This is a genomic window from Pedobacter sp. KBW01 (assembly GCF_003852395.1).
Lineage (GTDB): Bacteria > Bacteroidota > Bacteroidia > Sphingobacteriales > Sphingobacteriaceae > Pedobacter.
Window position 1 is genome coordinate 55328 of the sequence record NZ_QAJQ01000016.1, and the last position, 19061, is coordinate 74388.

12 protein-coding genes are annotated in these 19061 nt (G+C 43.1%); 9 read left to right on the top strand and 3 right to left on the bottom strand.

Annotation, left to right across the window (positions count from 1 at the left end; all coding sequences use genetic code 11):
* Window positions 1-7: 7 nt before the first annotated feature.
* From DBR40_RS17240 to DBR40_RS17255, 4 genes are all read left to right on the top strand, one after another.
* A complete protein-coding gene (locus DBR40_RS17240) occupies window positions 8-1735 on the top strand; it encodes an alkaline phosphatase family protein (RefSeq protein WP_124560985.1) in 1728 nt (575 codons plus the stop codon).
* A gap of 8 nt (window positions 1736-1743) precedes the next feature.
* On the top strand, window positions 1744-3195 hold the full coding sequence (locus DBR40_RS17245; RefSeq protein WP_124560986.1) for a M60 family metallopeptidase: 1452 nt from the start codon (window positions 1744-1746) through the stop codon (window positions 3193-3195).
* 30 nt (window positions 3196-3225) lie between these two features.
* Window positions 3226-4965, top strand: a complete 1740-nt coding sequence (locus DBR40_RS17250; RefSeq protein WP_124560987.1) for an alkaline phosphatase family protein — start codon at window positions 3226-3228, stop codon at window positions 4963-4965.
* A gap of 101 nt (window positions 4966-5066) precedes the next feature.
* Complete coding sequence (locus tag DBR40_RS17255; RefSeq protein ID WP_124560988.1) at window positions 5067-7313, top strand: hypothetical protein; 2247 nt, start codon at window positions 5067-5069, stop codon at window positions 7311-7313.
* Window positions 7314-7756: 443 nt separating this feature from the next.
* On the opposite strand, the gene DBR40_RS17260 is transcribed toward DBR40_RS17255, so the two are convergent.
* Window positions 7757-11815, bottom strand: coding sequence for a two-component regulator propeller domain-containing protein (locus DBR40_RS17260; RefSeq protein ID WP_124560989.1), 4059 nt, complete (start codon window positions 11813-11815; stop codon window positions 7757-7759).
* A 365-nt stretch (window positions 11816-12180) separates the two neighbouring features.
* Here DBR40_RS17260 and DBR40_RS17265 point away from each other — a divergent pair, with 365 nt between their 5' ends.
* From DBR40_RS17265 to DBR40_RS17275, 3 genes are all read left to right on the top strand, one after another.
* A complete protein-coding gene (locus DBR40_RS17265) occupies window positions 12181-12495 on the top strand; it encodes a hypothetical protein (RefSeq protein ID WP_124560990.1) in 315 nt (104 codons plus the stop codon).
* Window positions 12496-12883: 388 nt separating this feature from the next.
* Complete coding sequence (locus DBR40_RS17270; protein WP_124560991.1) at window positions 12884-14080, top strand: glycoside hydrolase family 88 protein; 1197 nt, start codon at window positions 12884-12886, stop codon at window positions 14078-14080.
* An 8-nt stretch (window positions 14081-14088) separates the two neighbouring features.
* Window positions 14089-15342: a DUF2264 domain-containing protein gene (locus DBR40_RS17275; RefSeq protein ID WP_124560992.1), complete on the top strand. Its 1254-nt coding sequence runs from the start codon at window positions 14089-14091 to the stop codon at window positions 15340-15342.
* Window positions 15343-15699: 357 nt separating this feature from the next.
* On the opposite strand, the gene DBR40_RS17280 is transcribed toward DBR40_RS17275, so the two are convergent.
* Together DBR40_RS17280 and DBR40_RS17285 are read right to left on the bottom strand one after the other, a co-directional pair.
* Window positions 15700-16599 carry a hypothetical protein gene (locus DBR40_RS17280; RefSeq protein ID WP_124560993.1) on the bottom strand — a complete coding sequence of 300 codons (900 nt, stop codon included), beginning with the start codon at window positions 16597-16599 and terminating at the stop codon, window positions 15700-15702.
* Window positions 16600-16814: 215 nt separating this feature from the next.
* On the bottom strand, window positions 16815-17177 hold the full coding sequence (locus DBR40_RS17285) for a nuclear transport factor 2 family protein (protein ID WP_124560994.1): 363 nt from the start codon (window positions 17175-17177) through the stop codon (window positions 16815-16817).
* Window positions 17178-17415: 238 nt separating this feature from the next.
* Between DBR40_RS17285 and DBR40_RS17290 the strand changes: the two genes are divergently transcribed.
* Window positions 17416-17973 (top strand): RNA polymerase sigma factor, encoded by a 558-nt coding sequence (locus DBR40_RS17290; RefSeq protein ID WP_124560995.1) that lies wholly within the window; start codon window positions 17416-17418, stop codon window positions 17971-17973.
* Between the two features lie 76 nt (window positions 17974-18049).
* Window positions 18050-19057, top strand: a complete 1008-nt coding sequence (locus DBR40_RS17295; protein WP_124560996.1) for a FecR family protein — start codon at window positions 18050-18052, stop codon at window positions 19055-19057.
* The last annotated feature ends 4 nt before the right edge of the window (window positions 19058-19061 follow it).

A 19061-nucleotide genomic window follows, 5' to 3' on the forward strand; every position in this document is an offset into this window, starting at 1 on the left:
GCTTACAATGAAAAATAAAATAAAAAAGCCGGCATTTAGCTACCCACTGGCAGCCCTTTTAATAGTGGCCTTAGTGGCAGTTTTTTCTTGCAATAAAGAACTGGCCGATAAAAAAGACTTCTCTAACAATACCGGCGGCGAGGTAGCCGATGCCCAAAAGCAAAAAGTATTGTACATAATTGTTGATGGTGCACGTGGCGAATCTATTTTCAAATCGCCTACGCCCAACCTCTCGCGCATGATTAAGACTGGCATGTTTACCATCAATTCCGTATCGGATGAAAATGGCTTAAATTCCACTTCATGGGCAGATATGCTTACGGGCTATGATAAAACCAAGCATAAGGTGATTAGCGAAGATTTTGCGAACAACAAACTCACTGATTACCCTATGTTTTTTAAACGTGTTAAAGATAACACTGCGTTAAGAACAGCTGCATTTAGCATTTCGCAAAGCTTAAGCAGTAAGCTCATTAGCAATGCCGATGTAAACAGCACTTTTGCTACCGATGAGGCCGTAAAAACAGCCACCTTAACCGAGCTGGCCAATAACGATGCCGCAGTGGTACTGGCCGAGTTTCAGGGTGTAGATAAAGCCGGTGCACAATATGGCTACGATGCCAGCGTGCCTCAGTATGCCGCAGCCATCACCAATATTGACACCTATATTGGTGAGCTAAATAATGCCATTAAGGCCCGCGCCAGTTTTAGCAAAGAAAACTGGCTTATTGTTATTGCCTCCAACAAAGGCGGAAATTATCCGGTTATTCCTGCTTTAATGGATCAAACCCTGTACAGTAAGCCCTTGTTAAACAGCTTTGTGATTCTGTATAATCCTATTTTCAAATCGACCATTTACAACAAACCTACCAACCTAAATTCCCTTCCCTATTATGGAAGTTATGGTAAACTAAGTGGCGATACGCTTGCCAGCGTTGATGCAGTCAAATCGAACGCATACAATTTCGGTACCACCGGAGAATATACTGTAGAATTTAAGTTAAAAGTGCAGGCTTTCGGCACACTCAATGCACCCATTTTCTTTAAAACATCGAGCCCTGCCAACGCTACTACCGGCTGGTGGATTATCCACAACGGATCGAACGGTACCTGGCGCCTGGGTGGTCTGGCTTCGGCAGCAATAGCTACCCCTACAACCAAAGCTATGGAAGTTAATACCTGGTACAATATTGGGTTTAAGGTCTATTTCGTGGGTACAGTCAGGTATGTGCAGCTCTACCAGGATGGCGATCCGGTTGGGCCAGCTACAGTAATAACCGGTAGAAATGCGAACAACAGCGAGCCTTTAGTGGCAGGCTACCGTTCTGGTTATGGTAATAGTGCAACACAGTTTATAACCGACGTCAGGATTTTTAATGCGGCTGTTCCCGATGCTATCATTAAAGATTTTGCCTGTCAGGTAGATTTAGATAGCCGACATCCAAACTATAATAACCTAATCGGTTATTGGCCATCCCTAAATGGTGCCGGCACTTTAGTAAAAGATTACAGTAAATCGAAAAACGATTTTGTTTTTCAGAAAAGCCCGCAGTGGATAAACTTCGAAGATTACGACAGTAAATTTTGCATCAAACCAACCCCCGAACTTTATCAAAAAGTTCCAAGGGGTATTGATATACCGAGGTTTATTCTGGGTTGGCTAAACATCAATGCAACTGGCTTTAACCTCGATGGGAAAGTTTGGACGCCTATTTACAATAATATTTTAAAATAACCGAGGCCATGAAAAGTAAACATATAACAGTTTTAACTTCTGCTTGTGCTGCGCTTTTGCTGCTTACACAGGCCTGCAAAAAAGATTACGGCTACGCTTTCGAAGATGGCTATAGTAAAACAGAGGTAATAGATACCTTTGGCAATCAGGAACTCGATACTTCCAAATACAAGATAGACCGCTCGCAGTTTAATCTGGCCAGGGTTTTCCCGGGTTTGGTATCCATTACCGAGCCGCGGCTAAAAAACACCAAAGTAACACTCGATTTCGATTTTGTATACGCAAACAATGCCAATTTAAGAATTTCAGTACCGCCGCAAGGCTGGTTTAGCACGGGGATGTACGCTCCCGCTGGCGAGCTGATTCAGGTCGATGTTCCTTCCGGAGAATATGGTATGACTGCGCAGATTGGTGCCTGGGATGATGACCTGACCAGCCTGCAAACCAAACTCAGGGCACCGGTTATTTACAGCCGCCATACCCTGGCACCGGGCAAAAACCTTATCCGTAACCTGTATGGTGGTCAGGTTTACATTATCCCACCAAGGGCACTGGGCCGCAAGGTAGAATTCACTTTTACCGGAACGGTTAAATCGCCCGATTTTGTACTGGGCCAAACTACCGATGAGGAATGGAAGGCCATGATTGCCAAAACTACCGTGCCCTTTTTCGAGCTGCGTGGCAAGCGGATCATTTTTACTTTACCGCTATCGCGTTTAGCCAAATTCCCGATTGCCAGCCCAACCGCTTTAATGCAAACCTGGGATGAGCAGATTCTGCACTGCTACTGGGAATGGTATGGCTTATCAGAAAATGCGGCCGATGCCCGCGACTTAAACCCAATGTTGCCATGGCGCATTGTACACGATATTCAACCATCAGTGGGTGCACAACATAGCGGCTACCCGGTAGTAGCGATGGCCAACGACAACTATTTTCAGCAGGCGGTAACCCTGAGTGGCGTTATTGGCCAAAACTGGGGTACTTACCACGAGCTTGGGCACAATATGCAGATGAACAATACCTGGAACTTTGATGGCAATGGAGAAGTATCAAACAACATTTTCTCGCTCAAAGTAACCAAATACCATGGCTACAAACACAGCAATTACAAGCGGTTAATGACTGCTGCGCTGGCTTTTGTGAGTCCTACCGGCACCAAATCTTACGCCAATGCATCAGAAGATGCCAAATTGGGCATGTTTATCCAGTTAATGGAGCGCTACGGTTTTGAGTTTATTACCTACTTAACCACCGAAGCACGCCATGCCCGGTTTACCTCATCGAGCAACCAGGATAAGATCGATTTCTTTTACGAACGTTTATCCGAATTTACCAAAACCGATATGGAGCCTTTTTTAACCAAATGGGGCATTACGGTAAGTGCCGTTTCCAAAGCTAAAATTTTAGCCAAATATCCCTTGTTAACAGAGGCGGTTTGGTTATCAGATCCAAGTTAATTCATCCAAAAAACATAAAATAAACCAACAATGAAGAATTATCCGTTTAGTTTAAAAAAATACAGTACGCTTGCTATTCTGCTGCTGTGTGCCGTTATTTTTGGTTGTAAAAAATATTACGATCCACCGGCCGTTTTCGAGAAACAGGAAATTGTTTCGGTAAAGAAAAGAAAGGTTTTGCTAATTGGTATCGATGGCACAACCGGCGAAGACATGAAAAAAATTATGCCGCCTGTTATCGCTTCCATACTACCCAACAGTAAGTATTCGTGGCAGAGCAGGAGCGATGCACCTGTGAGCGATGCAGGTACCTGGAAAAATATCATGACAGGTATTGCCACCATCCACAAAATACAGGACAGCACTTTTATCGTACCCGAAAGTGCCAGCGAACATGATGCTGTTGTAGAATATCCATCGTTAATTGAACGCTTGCAGGCCACCCCAAAAATGCGTTATTCAGTAGCCATTTCACCATGGAAAACCCTGGTAGATCGTTTGCTGCTTTATGCCGATGAGCCAATTGCTGTAAACAACGATGCTGCCGCAGCCGATACCGCCGTGAAGAAAATTGGCATCAACAAAGCCGATTTGATTGTGGTAAATTTTAACCAGGTAAACCAGGCCGGATTGAAATACGGTTACTCGGCCGATGTGCCCGAATATAAAGCTGCCGTAACACAGGTTGATACCTATATTGGCAAATTACTGGAAGCTGTTAAAGCCCGTAAAACCTATAACAATGAAGAGTGGCTGGTGGTTATTACTTCTAACCACGGCGGCTATAACAAAGGCTTTACCAGCCAAACCGAACGCGAGCGCAACTCGTTTAACATTTATTATCACCCCGCTTTTAAGAAAGTAGAAATTGATAATGTGCCTTTAACCGATGGCTTTTTATTTCCGGCGGCTAAAGCCGTTACAGACGTAAAAGCAGTACTGGCTTCTGCCAATGCAGCGCTTTACGATATAGGAACTACGGGCGATAAAACCATGCAGCTAAAAGTGCAAGTAAAATCAACAGGTGGTGCAAATGCCCATGCGGTAATCCTGTCTAAATTAAATACTTCTTATGGCACGGTAAATGGCTGGGAATTTATGGTAGAACTGAGTGCAACAGCAACTCGTAGATTCAGGGTAGTAATGGGTTATAACAGTTCTACACTAATTTATGTATATGCACCCGCTAATTTCGATCTCAATAAGTGGTATGCCGTTACGTTAAAAATTTATACAGATGCCGGCAAAAGAATGGCGGTCCTTTATGTAGATGGGGTACCTGGAGCCGCGGTAGATATTACCGGCCGTAATATTGGTACAGTACCTTATGATTTGATTCTAGGTAACATTAACTCGGCTGTAAGCACCTCTTCTTATGCCGTAAACGATATTGCCATTTACAATAAAGCGCTTTCAGATGATGAAATTAAAAACTTTACCTGCAGTGATGGGATAAAAACCACCGATGCCAGCTATGCAAGTTTAATTGGCTATTGGCCATGTAAACAGGTAAATGGTACCAAATTGCTCAATCAGACTCCTGCAGCTGTAGGCAAAGACCTGATTTTAGGAGGCAACGGCGGCTCATGGACAGCCTTCGAGAAATCAATCTGTAATGCAACTGCTCCATCAGGCAATACCATTATGGCAGTGTCCAATTCAGATATCGCTTCGCAGATTATCTATTGGTTTGGGGTAAACATAAACGACTCCTGGAAACTGAACGGAAAATCGTGGTTGAAACTGTATGAGGTAGAGTTTTATAAATAATAGCGCGAACAACGATTAGAAATAGATTTCAAATCAAAAACTAAGTGGTGAATCGTCCCTTCTTTGGGTAAACCGGTTCACCACTACTAAAAAATATATAGATGAAACACAAATACTATATTATAATCCTGGGTATTGCTTTGTGCTTTGCTGCCTGTAAAAAGTTTGCAAACGAAGCTTTTAACAATACAACTACCCAAAAGGAAACCTTAGCCGTAAAAGTGATTAATGACGATGACCAGTTGCCTGTGGCAGGAGTTAAAGTTATTATCAGTCGCCAAACCGAGGCATCGGGGGTATATACGCAGGTAGATACCATCCGAACAGATAAAGATGGTCAAATAAGCACCAAATTACCCTATCCCAATAATATTAAAGTTGAAGTAGATACCACATATTATCACAAAGGTGAGCAAGCGCTTTATTTTAACAGTGCTGCAAATGTGGTTTTGCATACTACACCTAAGTATGGTATGGCGCCATTAAACATAGCCGTTAAAGACGAGCTTAATGCTGGTATTTCCAATTTCCCCATGTTAATTGATACCAAAGCACCCGGAGCCGACACTTATACTTCCACCGGAGGTTTGGAACATGCAGGCACTAACGGACAGTTGATCGTTTCGTTACCTTATCCAAATGCGGTAAGGGTAATCGTGGGCGATACCATGAAGTACTTTCCTGACACCCTAAAAACAGCACTTAAAAATGTAAGGGGGGAGACTGTTAATTTAACTGCAAAGCTTAAACCAACAACTGTACCTTTAGAGGTTACGGTGTTAGATAAAGACAATAGCACATTGTTGCCCGGTATTGATATTGTTGTACTCCAAAAATTAACCGGTGAAACTGATTTCAAAGCTATTGGCCTGACAGGCACAACGGGCAGTAATGGAAAATTAATTTTGAATGCTCCTTATGAGGGTGAGGTAAAAATTAAAACAACCGATCCAGCGTTCTTCTCCCCCGATTCTGCAATTACGCGCATGGCCTATGCCCAAAACCGGAGCATAACTTTGCGATCTAAAAAACTTACCCCAAAAGCACCTGTGGATGTGCTGGTCTACGATCAGTCAAACAATCAGATTTTACCCGGCGTAACGGTTAACGTAAGTTCAAAAATCACGGGCGAAACTGCATTTAAATTAGATACAACAGCCGTTACCGACGAGAACGGAAAGCTGAGTGTCCGCGTCCGTTTTTCGGGTGATATGAAATTTGAAGTGCTTAACGATACCTATTTTGCTTCCAATGCCATTACTGCAACAAACACCGGTTCGGCAGCTAAACAGGTTAGTTTACCCTTAACCGTTAAAACCGCCGCATATCCGGAGCCTGTACTTACAACTTTGATGGTGAGTTCGCTTACATTAAACAACGGAATTACTTTAAATGCTCCAACCGATGTAGCCAACGATAAGCGGGGCAACATTTACATTTGCGATCAGAATAACAACCGCATAATACGCGTAAGCAGAAATGGGAATACCACTGTTTTAGCCGGAAGTGCTACAGCAAGTAGCGTTGACGGGACCGGAACAGCGGCTACATTTAACAAACCAAAAGGTATGGTAATTAACCAGGCTGGAACCGAGTTGTATGTAACCGAATATTCGGGCAATAAAGTAAGAAAAATAACCATTAATCCAACCAACATGACCGCCGTTGTAACTACCATTGCAGGTAGCGGGGCAGCAGGTACTGCAGATGCAGTTGGAACAGCAGCTACATTTACTAATCCTAGCGGGATTGATTTAGATGAGGCAGGTGGTGCATTATACCTGTCAGATTTATCGGCCAGCACATCAGTCGGCAGGATTCGCAAAATAGCATTAAGTACCAATACCGTTAGCACACTTGGTACAGCAACCATATATGCGCCAAATGCAATTGCGCTAAATCCTAGTAAAACATCACTTTACTTAGGTTCATTCGGAAATACCTTTGGATCTACTGAAAGTTATCTCTTCAGAGTTACGGTTTCATCAGGTGCCAGAACCGTATTAAAACAAACAAAAACCACCAATTTTAACGACCCTTCCGGAATATTCATTAGTCCTGCCGGAGTAATTTTTGTTTGTAGTGAGAAAGCACATTCTATAGCAAGAGTAACAAGTGAAGTAACTACGAATTCAATATTCGGTTTACTAGCCGGATCAGGTACTGATGATAGTATAACAGGCGTTAATGCAGTTACAGGTACTGCAGGAAATGTTGATGGCCCCGCTGCCATTGCCAGATTTAACCTGCCCTGGGCTATAAAATACAATGCACATGCAGGTAGTTTCCTCATCGCGGATCAGGGAAACAACAAAATCCGGATAATGAAATCCAGCACCATTAATTAGAAACTAAAGAATGAGCCCCTAGTGGCTTCTAAACAAATTGCAAAAGAGGCTGTTCTCCAGTAAAAGATGATGTGCCCCAAAAAGTTTTTGTCTAACTTTTGGGGTTCACTTCAAGAGAGCAGCCTCTTTTTTTTGAACGGTGTTAAGATTTCTCCTTTTCTATCAAGAGAAAAGTAAGAGCCCCGCGGCGGTGAGCGGAGGAAAGCCTGTGCCTACACTAGCTAAAGCATTAAGATTCCCGCATACGCGGGAATTACGATTAGCGAATGGGAAAGACGATTGCGGGGTAAAGGTGGTGCGCTCCTTTGATCCGGACACCCCTTGCATAGCCGTCACCCCTGAACTTGTTTCAGGATCTCTTCTTAAGTAAGACAAACAATTGAGAGATGCTGAAATAAATTCAGCATGACGGATTGGGTTTTTCTGCACCCTACTACCCAAACCTACTCCTTCCCCTTCTGATTACTCAAATAAACCTTAGGTGTATAACCAAACTGTTTCTTATACTCACGGCTAAAATACTTCGGATCGTTAAAGCCTACCAAATGCGCCACTTCCGAAACATTATAAACCCTGCCTTCCAATAAAACTGCGGCCTTTTTTAAGCGGATCGATTTCACAAAATCGTTAACCGATAAATCGGTAATGGCCCTTATTTTCTTATACAACACCGGCTGACTCATACCTATTTCGCGGGCCAGTTCCTGCACGCCAAAATGCTGATCGCTTAAGCGCTCTTCAATGCATTTGGTAATCTTAAGCATAAATTTATGGTCAACCACATTAATGGTGACATCCTGCGGATCCAGATTAGCCTGCTCGCCAAACTTGCGGCGCATGTTAGCCCGCGACTGCAGCAAATTGCGCACATTCAGCAACATCAGTTCAATACTGAAAGGTTTGGTAATGTAGCTGTCGGCTCCGGTTTCGAGCCCATCTACCTGCTGCGATTGCGACACCCGGGCGGTTAACAAAATCACGGGGATATGTGCCGTACGCTCGTCGGTTTTAAGCTTGCGGCATAAATCAAGTCCGTTCATTACCGGCATCATTACATCGCAAATCACCAGATCAGGTAACTGCTCGCTGGCCAGCTCCCAACCCAGCTGTCCGTTTTCGGCTTCTAAAATCTGGTAGTTTAGCCCCACAGTATTACGCAGCAACTGTCTGATTTCTGGATTATCTTCTACCAGTAAAATCGTCTCCTTAAAAGTCTGTTTCGGGCTCAATGTACCCACTGCAACATCGGGCACCGGCATAGGTACCACATAGGTAGTGCTTTCCTGTCCGTCGGCAGCCGGTTCATAAGGCTCAAGCTGCTCCACCCAGCTACCGTCTTTTTTCAAAATTACCGTAAAACAGGTATTACCAGCCTGTGCATCACTTTCCGGAATGCTGGCCATTAACAGCTCGCCGTTATGCGCGGTTACAATGCTCTTAGATAAGGCCAGGCCAATACCCGAACCAATGTGTACAAAACCCGGACTATTTACCTGGAAAAAATCGCTAAAAAGTTTGCTGGTACTGCTTTCCGGAATCCCGATTCCATTATCGCGTACCTCAATCTGTACTTCATTTTTGCTTTCTTTAATGCTTACACTAATGGAGCCCTTATCGCGGGTAAATTTAAAGGCATTCGAAAGCAGGTTAAAACACACTTTCTCCATCTGTAATTTATCAAACCAGATGGCTATTGGTTGCCCATCCGATTCGAAATGATATGCAATATTGCGGCTTTCGGCCAGCTGTTCAAAAGCATTGAAAATTTCGCGTAAAAACAGTACCACGTCCTGTTGCTGTGGTTGCAGTTTCAGGTTGCCTGTTTCTGTTTTCCTGAAATCCATCAGTTCGGTTACCAGTTGCATTAAACGATCGGCATTGCGCTTAATCGGCAAAATCTGGTTATTAATCACCGGCAGGTCTTTAGTGCTCTTAAGCAGGTTTTCCAGCGGACCTAATATCAGTGTAAGCGGCGTTCTGATTTCGTGCGACACATGCGTAAAAAACCTGAGCTTTACCCGCTGTACATCCTCTGTTCTTTTTAACAATGCCCGCACAAAGAGGTAACGCACAATGAGAAAAAGCATGGCCAAAAACAGCAAAAGGTAAAACAAATAAGCCCACCAGCTGGCCCAAAAGGCTGGCCGCACCCTAATTTGAATGGTAGCCACCTCAGCTCCCGGAATGCCATCGTTATTGGTACCCCTAACCATAAAACGGTAATTACCGGCAGGTAAATTGGTGTAGCTGGCACTGGGTGTGGCCATATCGTTCCACCCACGATCAAAACCTTCTAAAAAATAGGCGTATTTGTTCTTATCGGGTTTTACAAAGTTAAGCAGCGCAAACTCGATGGTAAAATTATTCTGGTCGTGGTTAAAAGTAAGCCTTTGGCCCGTATTAATTTCTTCGGCCAGTTTTCCATCCTTTTCGCTTACATACTGGTTAAACAATTTCAGGCCCGTAAAAATCAGTGGCGAAGCATAGTTGTTCAGCTCAATTTCGCGGGGATAAAAAGAAGTGAGGCCATTTATACCGCCCATAAATATCTCGCCCCGGCTATCGATAAAATAAGACCGTGCATTAAACTCATTACCCGCCAACCCGTCGCTTTTGGTATAATTCCTAAACCTGCCCGTTGCGGGGTTCAGTTCAGAAAGGCCATTGGCTGTACTTAGCCATAAATTATGGCTGGCATCTTCAACTATCCCCAGTACATTGTTGTTAATCAGCCCGTTCTTTTCCTGAAAGGTTTTAAATGTTTTGGTTTTAGGGTTATAAATGCTCAAGCCACCAAAGTAAGTTCCGATCAGCATTTCGCCCGCACTGTTTTCGGTAATGCAGTTAATGTAATCAGATTGCAGTTTATTGCTTTTGCCCTCGTTTTTATGGAAAACCGTCAGTACCCCTGTTTTAATGTTGTACTGGTACAGGCCGGTGTTGGTACAAATCCAAAGGTCGCCGCGACTGTCTTCAAATATATTGAGGATAATTTTTTTGAGCAGGTAACGGTTTAAAATACTCTTGGTAGTATGTGTTGGGTATTTGCCGCTTTTTCTGGTCAGGGTCGATAATCCGTTTTGCGAACCAATCCAGATGGTACCGCGCCGGTCTACTTCGAGCGCCAGAATTTCGGCAGTACCCACTGCCCCTAACGCATCGCGTACATTTTTAATGTGCTGCGCCTTACCCGTTTTTGGATCAAAAATGTTCAGTCCCCCGCGGTGTGCACCGATAATAATTTTATCGCTGTTGGGGCCTTCCTTCTTCATGATCTTAATCAGGTTCGAACTGATGCTCAGCGAATCGGTAGAATTACTTTTATAGTTCTTAAAAGTCTTGGTTTTGCGGTTGTAATAATTCAGTCCGCCACCCTCAGTAGCTATCCACAGGTTGTGCTGGGCGTCTTCGAGTACCGAGCTCAGCACATTGCCACTAATGCTGGGCATAAACCTGCTGTTGCGGTAAACTTTAAACCGGGTAGCAATGGGCGATACCATATTAACCCCGCCAAAGTAAGTCCCAATCCAAACGTTCTGATTTTTATCGGCAAAAATGTTATGAATAGAATTGTGGCTAATGGTACTCGCAATTTCCGGATCGTGCTGATAACTGGTAAAAGTTTCCTCCTCAGGATTCAGGATACTCAGGCCATCTTGTGTGCCTACCCACAAAAGCCCCTTATGCTCCATAATTTCCCTAATGTCGCTATGGATAATCGAATTAGGGTTTCGATTGTCGTGTTGAAAAACCCGCAGGCTGTTATGCAACACATCAAACTTACACAGGCCGTTGCTGGTACCCATCCAAATATTCCCTTTTACATCGGCTGCTATAATTGTAATATAATTAGAAGGCAGAGGAGATGGAAAGCTTACTTTTTTATATTGAAACTTGCCATTACGCAGGCTCGCCAGCACTACTCCGTTTCCCGTTCCTATCCAAAGATTACCGTTTTTATCCTGGCAGATGCTGTAAATACTGTTTACCGGATCGCCAGCCTTTGTACTGAAACGAAAAGTTTTGAATTGGTTTTGCTCGCGGTTTACCAGTAAATTTAATCCGTTTAAAGTGCCTACCCAGACATTTTTATCCCGATCCTGGTAAATGGCCTCCACATTGTTGCTGCTCAGGCCTTTGATCCGCAAAAAGGAATCGTTCGGGGTTTGGTACCGGTTTAATCCACTGGTGGTACCTGCCCACAGCACCCCTTTGGCATCGGTTAACAGCGAAGTAACTTCTCCGCCCGAAATACTGGCTGGGTTTTTAACTTCGTTTTTATAAATTTTAAAGCGATAGCCATCGTAACGGTTAAGGCCCTGGCGTGTGCCAAACCACATAAAACCCGTACTATCCTGGGCAATGGCCATTACCGAATTTTGCGACAGGCCATTTTCGACTGTGAGGTTTGAAAAAGAAACAGCAAGCTGGCCCCTTGCCGAAAAAAAAGTAAGGGAAATTAACAGGCCAAGCAACAGCCTAACAGGCTTATCACATCTCATATTCAATTTTGTAGGTTCAAGTTAGTTAGCTATCCAATAAATATAGGAAGATGATTGCTTTCCTGAGTGTTATCGAAGGATTTTAGCACGATATTACGGATTTTTCTACCCTTTCTTTTAGAATCTTCGTCTTTTTTTCATGGATAATACACCAAATTTGATCAATACAAATGGTTGCAACTTATTGGCCAGTGGCTTAGCCTGCCAAAAACAACGCAGCCATACCAAACAAGAAAAGAGTTAGTTGATCAATAGCCGGGATAAGTGGGCCATCCGTTGTGTCCACTTATAAGCCGGCAACTTAGCCCCCTTACACCATCATTTAACCAGGATGGTCATTTTCCATTCTAAATAACCCTCAGCATATGCCGTCCCAAAACACAAATAATTCTCTTTCAAATCCTTTAAAAAACGCTGTCGACATCAGAATGCTCGAACCGATTATTTTTTATTCGGGTAAGCACGATGAACTGCAAATCCATTTAAAAGAAGTCCTTAATGGCGAACTGATTATTAAATCGTTAAACACGGCCATGCTCGAAATTAAGGCCGTAATGATGGCCGATACTGATGCCCCCCTAAACTGGAAACAGAATAAAGAATGCCTGAAAATCGTATTTGATGGAGAATTGAAACCTGTTGAAGGGAATACGAATAGTGTGATAAAGGTGGTGTTTTAAGATTAGCGCATGGGTAGTCCCGTTATCGTCACCCTGAACTCGTTTCAGGGTCTCTCTTTAACTAACGCTAACAATTGAGAGATGCTGAAATAAATTCAGCATTACTGTATAGAATAAGATTGCTACCTACAGGTGCGGGGATGACGATCACCTCGCAGTTCCTACTAACCCAGGAGAGATACTTCGCTGCGCTCAACATGACAAAGCGAGAAAGGAATGACGATCCAGGTATATCCAAAACGTTACCAAAGCACCCATCACTTTAGAATTTTCTACCCCATCCCTTAGGATTTTCGTCTTTTTTGAACCTGCAAAAGCACAATTTTGCCAGAACCAATATAAAAAGCCTGCACCCCGGGCTTAACATTAATTAAAATATACCTAAACTATGAAGAGAATACTGTTCAGCATCTGTTTACTGGCTTCGGTGGCAATGGCCCCTGCCCAGCAAGCTGCTGATGAGAAGGAAGCGATGAGAAGCCTGATTGATAAGCAGTTTAAATTTGCGCAAAAACAATATCAGCTTCTGGCTAAAAACACGCCCGACAACCGCATGCCGAAAACTTTTTATGCCAAAAGTAACCGGCTCGAAACCAGCGATACACAATGGTGGTGCAGTGGCTTTTATCCAGGCTCACTCCTTTACATTTACGAATACACCAACGACCAGGCAACCCTGAAAGAAGCCGAAAAACGCCTCGCCATACTCGAAAAAGAAAAGCACTATACCGGAAATCACGATTTAGGTTTTATGATGTTCTGCAGCTTTGGCAATGCTTACCGTATTACCGGCAAGGCCGAGTACAAACCTACTATCGATACAGCAGCAGCTTCACTGGTTACACGTTACCGCCCTCAGGCAAAAGTGATCCAGTCGTGGAATAGCAATAAACAATGGAAAGGTCCTGTAATTATCGATAACCTGATGAACCTAGAGCTCCTGGCCTGGGTAACAGATCATGGCGGCGATCCGAAATACAAGGAAATTGCCATTCACCATGCCGATACTTCGTTGAAAAACCATTTCCGCTCCGATTACAGTTCATACCATGTGGTTGATTACGACATGACCACCGGTAAAGTATTGAAAAAAGGAACTGCCCAGGGTGCATCAGACGAGTCGGCCTGGAGCCGTGGGCAGGGTTGGGCCCTGTATGGTTACGCCATGATGTACCGTTTTACCAAAAACAAACGCTATTTAGAGCAGGCCAAAAACATTGCCCGTTTCATTATCAATAACCCCAATATGCCTGCTGATCAGGTTCCTTACTGGGATTTTAACGCTCCGGGAATCCCGAATACTTATCGCGATGCCTCGGCCGCAGCCGTTATTGCCTCGGCTTTATTAGAACTGGGTCAGTACAGCAGCAAAAGCGAGCAAAAATTATTTGTGGGCGAAGCACGCAAAATGATTGTTTCACTTTCTTCGGAAGCTTACAGTGCCAAACCGGGCCAAAATGGGGGGTTCCTGCTTATGCACAGCACCGGGGCACTGCCGCTTAAATCAGAAATCGATGTGCCATTAAGCTACGCCGATTATTACTATCTTGAGGCGCTGATGCGCTATAAAAACTGGTATTTATAACCCACAATATGGAAAGAAGAAAATTTATAGGAGCCTTATCCTTAACCGGAGTATTCGGAATAGTTAATCCTAAAACAGTACTCTCGGCTACAGCCAAGGAGACTCCCGCACGCTTAAAAAACGACCGCGAATACTGGTACAAACTTTTATATAAAATTGCCAGTCCGGTGGTTTCCAATCTGGCCAACGGAACCCTGGTTAAAAACATGCCTTTAATTACCGCGCCCAAATTCGATTCGCGCTCTCCTACAGTATCGTACCTCGAAGCAGTAGGCCGTACTTACGCGGGTATTGCACCCTGGCTGGCCCTGCCCGACGATGAAACTGCAGAAGGTATTTTAAGGAAAAAACTACGTTTGCAGGCCGTTCAGGGTTTAGATAATTGCTTTGCGCCCAACAGTCCCGATAAACTGAATTTTACTAAAGATTATCAGCCCATTGTAGATGCAGCCTATCTGGCTCAAACCTTTTTAAGGGCACCAAAAGCCATATGGGAACCATTAAAAGCCGAAACTAAGCAGGCCATTGTGGCCGCTTTTAAATCGTTGCGTAACCGCAAACCTTTTAAAAATAACTGGTTACTGTTTGGTTCTATTACGGAAGCCTTTTTACTCTCTATTGGCGAGCAACACGATGAAGCCCGTCTGAACGAAGGCGTAGATGCGCTTACCGGCTGGTACAAAGGCGATGGTTGGTATGGCGATGGGCCAAACCTGACTTTTGATTATTATAACTCTTTCGTAATTCACCCGATGATGGTTGATACTTTGGCCATTATGCTGGATAACAAACTGGTAAAACAAGAGCGTTACGACCTAGCTTTAAAACGCATGCAGCGTTATGTGGTAGGGCAGGAGCGGATGATTTCGCCCGAAGGCACTTACCCCCCCATTGGCCGTTCCATTACTTACCGCACAGGGGCTTTCCAGGCTTTAAGTCAGGTTGCTTTAATGCATAAACTACCCGATACCATTAAACCGGCACAGGTACGTTCGGCACTAACCAAAGTGAAACAGAATTTATACGATATACCTGGTACATTCGATGCCAAAGGCTGGTTACAACTGGGCTTCTGTGGTCACGACCCTGAGATTGCCGACTACTATACCTCTACAGGTAGTTTGTATATGGCTACGCTCTCGTTCCTGCCGTTGGGATTACCGGCCAGCGATGAGTTTTGGGCTGCACCCGCGGCAGACTGGACCGCAAAAAAGGCCTGGGCAGCAAAACCCTTCCCGAAAGATTATCATGTAGATTATTAAAATATACAAGTTATTGCAATAAGGTTAGTTCATCCTTTTACGGAAAGAACTAACCTTATGTGTTTTAGCAGGCTTCAATCGCCGCTCATTAACGATGGTGCCCACATCGGCGCCACCCTGAACTTCCGTCCGGTCGGTCGGACGGGTGTTTTTAGGCTCTTTTCTTAACTAATGTACATTTGAGAGATGCTGAAATAAATTCAGCATGACGGATTGGGTTTCTCTGCACCCTGCTATCCGGCATAGGAGATCACAGCCAGAAACCCTTCGGGAAAGCTCACACCTCTACAATCAACTCCTTATTACTCTTAAGTTGTTTATAGATTTGTTTTGTGTCAGACATTTATATTCGTGCAATTAGTAATTCCAATTTAAACAACTGATATTACAGGTATATTTTGTTTTAATGGGTTTGCCCAAAATTTGAGGTGCCTCCCAGCACTCCATGGTTAACAGCTTCCTTTTGACTAACTGTTTACAAGTAATGGAAAGATTTTCTTCCGGAAATATTACGTCTTTTACCTGTCCGTTCTCGTTTATACTCAAAATCATCTTTAATCGGGTAGGCAAACGCCCAACCTTTGGTTCGTCCGTACATTCCCAAAGTATTGGTGTTATTTCATCAGAAAAGTATTTCATTAGCAGTACATTTTTACCTTCCTTATATACAGGGAAGGCTTCTTTTAATGGTTGAGAAATTGACTGTAAGCATAAATGAGTTATTTCAGAACTTTCCAATTGCAAACGGGCCAACGCTACCAATACATTTGCAGAAAGTATCCCCTTAAAATGCTTTGTAAAATAAGTCGTATCTGAATTAATCTGAGTAAAATTAAAAGTAAGACTATCTAAACGTTTCTTTTTCGGAGGGTAGATATGAACTTTAGCACACTTTTTAACAAGTGTTGATGTAGCAGATATCAAAGCTCCTTTGATAAAATCAGGGGTAGCAATAACTTTGTAACCAGTATTTACATCATACCCCGTCAAATCAAGATTGATTATTTGGGTTTTGTACTCATCTATCAAATCATTAAGGTTTTCACTGGCAAAGAATATAGAATCGGCTTGCCTTGAAAGTGCTTCTACACCATAATCGCGAATCTCTGTTAATTGTTTTTTATTTAATGCTACAAAACTTTCATTCGATTGTTCTAAGGAAGCTTGTATTTTCCGGAATGATTGCACTATAGGTGAAGTACAGTTTATAATCAAAAAGCATAATAATATTAGTACGACGAATGATGAGCGTTTCATTTTTTGAAGGTATATAATATCCACAAGAGTAGCAACAGTCCAATTGGCTACTTCTTTAATGAATTACAAAGTCTTTTGAATTGATCAAAGAAAAGATAAATAATAAAAAAGGGCATGTCTCAGTGTTACTTTATCCCATATAAAAAAAGGAAACATCTTTTCACTAATGTTTCCTTCTGTTTATAAAGTGCGCCATTTTGTAACCGTTTCTCCCCTTACCCCATTCGGTAAAAGAATTCATCGGCTACAATTTTACCATCTTTTACTTCGTAAACAGCTATTTCGCTCATTTTCATCCGGCCATGTTCCTTATAAGTGGCATCGATATCCATTACGATCGAAAAATGATGTTCGGCAACTATAGGGTCGGTGCAGGTAGCGCTGTGGATTTCCTGTACGCTTTCTTCCCAACGCAGGGTTTTATCCTTTACAGCGGCTTTACCTTCGGTAAGTTCCATGGGCGAACCTTTGGGCTCGCGGCTTACAATATCATCGGCGTAAAGTTCGTCGATGGCCTGATCGTTTTTACCTTCACGGCATAGCTGTACCAGTTGGTCAGCAACTTCTTGTGTGGTCATAATTTTATGTTTTTGGATATTATTCAGACAGTTGAGGCCGGCAAATTGTTTCGCCACAGCAGCAAGCTTAAAAACCAATAATAGCAGGTGTTTGCAATAAATAAGATATAAATTGTACCTTTAGATAACATCGTATGAGGTAAAATGGAGCATGGAAAATGGATATGATCTCCTAAAGGCTTATGAACCATTGCCTATCAACCATACCTCCCAAATGAACCATTGAACTAATAAACCAGTGAACCCTTTAAGCCTGATTTCGGATATAAAACGCGGGGATGAAGATGCCTTTGAGCAAGCCTATAAAAAATGGCGAAGCAAAGGCTATTATTATTTCTTACGCCGTACCGCCTCGGCAGAGGATGCAAAAGATTTACTGCAAACCACCTTTTTAAAACTCTGGCAGTATCGTAGCACTTTAAACAGTGATTATTCGCTCGATCAGCAGTTGTTTCACATTGCCCGTACCGTGTTGATTGATTACATTAGAAAAGCCAATAAACAAAAGGCCAGCCAGGTGAGTATCGAAACCACTGGCGAGGCACAGGGCGAACCCAATTACCAATCGATGGAGTTTGATACGAAGCGCCGCATGCTGCAAATTCTGAATGAAATGCCCGAACTGCGCAAAAAGGTATTTGAGCTGCATAAGCTGGAAGGCTACAGTTACAAAGAGGTAGCGGCCAAATTGGGGATTACAGAAAAAGCGGTAGATAACCATTTGGCCAAAGCGCTTAGAAAGCTTCGCAGCGATTTCCCGCTTCCCCTGTTTCTGCTTATTTTAATGTTAAAATAATTTTTTTCAAAAAAAAGAACAAACCGCGGAGGACTTTCTGCTTTTGCTGCGTATTACCCTATAACAAATTGATATAATGCCCGTAACTGAAGAACTTATAGCGAAATTTTTCATGGAGCAGTGCAGCCCTGCAGAAGCGCAGGCTGTTGCAGGCTACTTAAATGCCCATCCGGCCGTACTGGATAAGTATTTAAACGTAAGCGAATGGAATGCAGCAATAACACATAACGATAAAACAGAATCTTTTTGGGAAGAGATATGGCAGGAAATTAAGTTGCATACCATTACGCAAAGGAGCAGGAGACTTTCGGTTTTAAAGTACGGCATTGCTGCTACTGTTGTTGCAGCCCTGGTTGTTTTTGCCGCGGCATATTTTACACGCGATACCTTAATACGGCAGTCGCAGCAACAGGTAGTGGCTACCTTTGTGCATAAAACAATAAACAACAGCAGCGCTAAAGTTAAAGTAGTTAAAATGCCCGATGGCTCGATTATAGAATTGGCGGCAGGGGCAAAAATAGCATACGATGAACCCTTTCAGCACAATAAACGCGATATTTTACTGGAGGGCGAGGCCTTATTCAGGGTAGCAAAAGATAAAACGAAACCCTTTACCGTGTACAGTGGTCAGCTGGCTACTACCGCATTGGGCACCCGCTTTAAGGTAATTGCAGTACCAAACGCTCCCGAAACGATAGTAGAACTGTTTGAAGGAAAAGTAGTTGTAAAACAGCATGGAAAGGCTGAAACCAACAAACGGAGCTATTATTTATATCCGGGCGATAAGCTTACCTATAACAAATTAAAGGCTTCGTTTGATTTAAGCCGTAAGCAGGCGAAAATGGCTAAACAACAGCAACACCTGCTTGTATTTGATAAAGTGAACCTATCGGATGTTTTCGATCAGTTGGCCAGTACCTATAACGTACACATACAGTACGCCAACGACGATTTTGAAAAGATGTATTACATTGGCAGTTTTGATCAGTCTGATTCCATACAGCATATTCTGGAGAATATTGTGAAAGTGAACGGGCTTAAACTGATCAGGCCAAACGATAACGAATATATTATTACCCGGTGATAAA

Coding starts and splice junctions, on each gene's coding strand:
- DBR40_RS17250 (WP_124560987.1), top strand. CDS start 3,226: ATGAAGAATTATCCGTTTAGTTTAAAAAAATACAGTACGCTTGCTATT.
- DBR40_RS17265 (WP_124560990.1), top strand. CDS start 12,181: ATGCCGTCCCAAAACACAAATAATTCTCTTTCAAATCCTTTAAAAAAC.
- DBR40_RS17295 (WP_124560996.1), top strand. CDS start 18,050: ATGCCCGTAACTGAAGAACTTATAGCGAAATTTTTCATGGAGCAGTGC.
- DBR40_RS17245 (WP_124560986.1), top strand. CDS start 1,744: ATGAAAAGTAAACATATAACAGTTTTAACTTCTGCTTGTGCTGCGCTT.
- DBR40_RS17280 (WP_124560993.1), bottom strand. CDS start 16,599: ATGAAACGCTCATCATTCGTCGTACTAATATTATTATGCTTTTTGATT.
- DBR40_RS17270 (WP_124560991.1), top strand. CDS start 12,884: ATGAAGAGAATACTGTTCAGCATCTGTTTACTGGCTTCGGTGGCAATG.
- DBR40_RS17240 (WP_124560985.1), top strand. CDS start 8: ATGAAAAATAAAATAAAAAAGCCGGCATTTAGCTACCCACTGGCAGCC.
- DBR40_RS17255 (WP_124560988.1), top strand. CDS start 5,067: ATGAAACACAAATACTATATTATAATCCTGGGTATTGCTTTGTGCTTT.
- DBR40_RS17275 (WP_124560992.1), top strand. CDS start 14,089: ATGGAAAGAAGAAAATTTATAGGAGCCTTATCCTTAACCGGAGTATTC.
- DBR40_RS17285 (WP_124560994.1), bottom strand. CDS start 17,177: ATGACCACACAAGAAGTTGCTGACCAACTGGTACAGCTATGCCGTGAA.
- DBR40_RS17260 (WP_124560989.1), bottom strand. CDS start 11,815: ATGAGATGTGATAAGCCTGTTAGGCTGTTGCTTGGCCTGTTAATTTCC.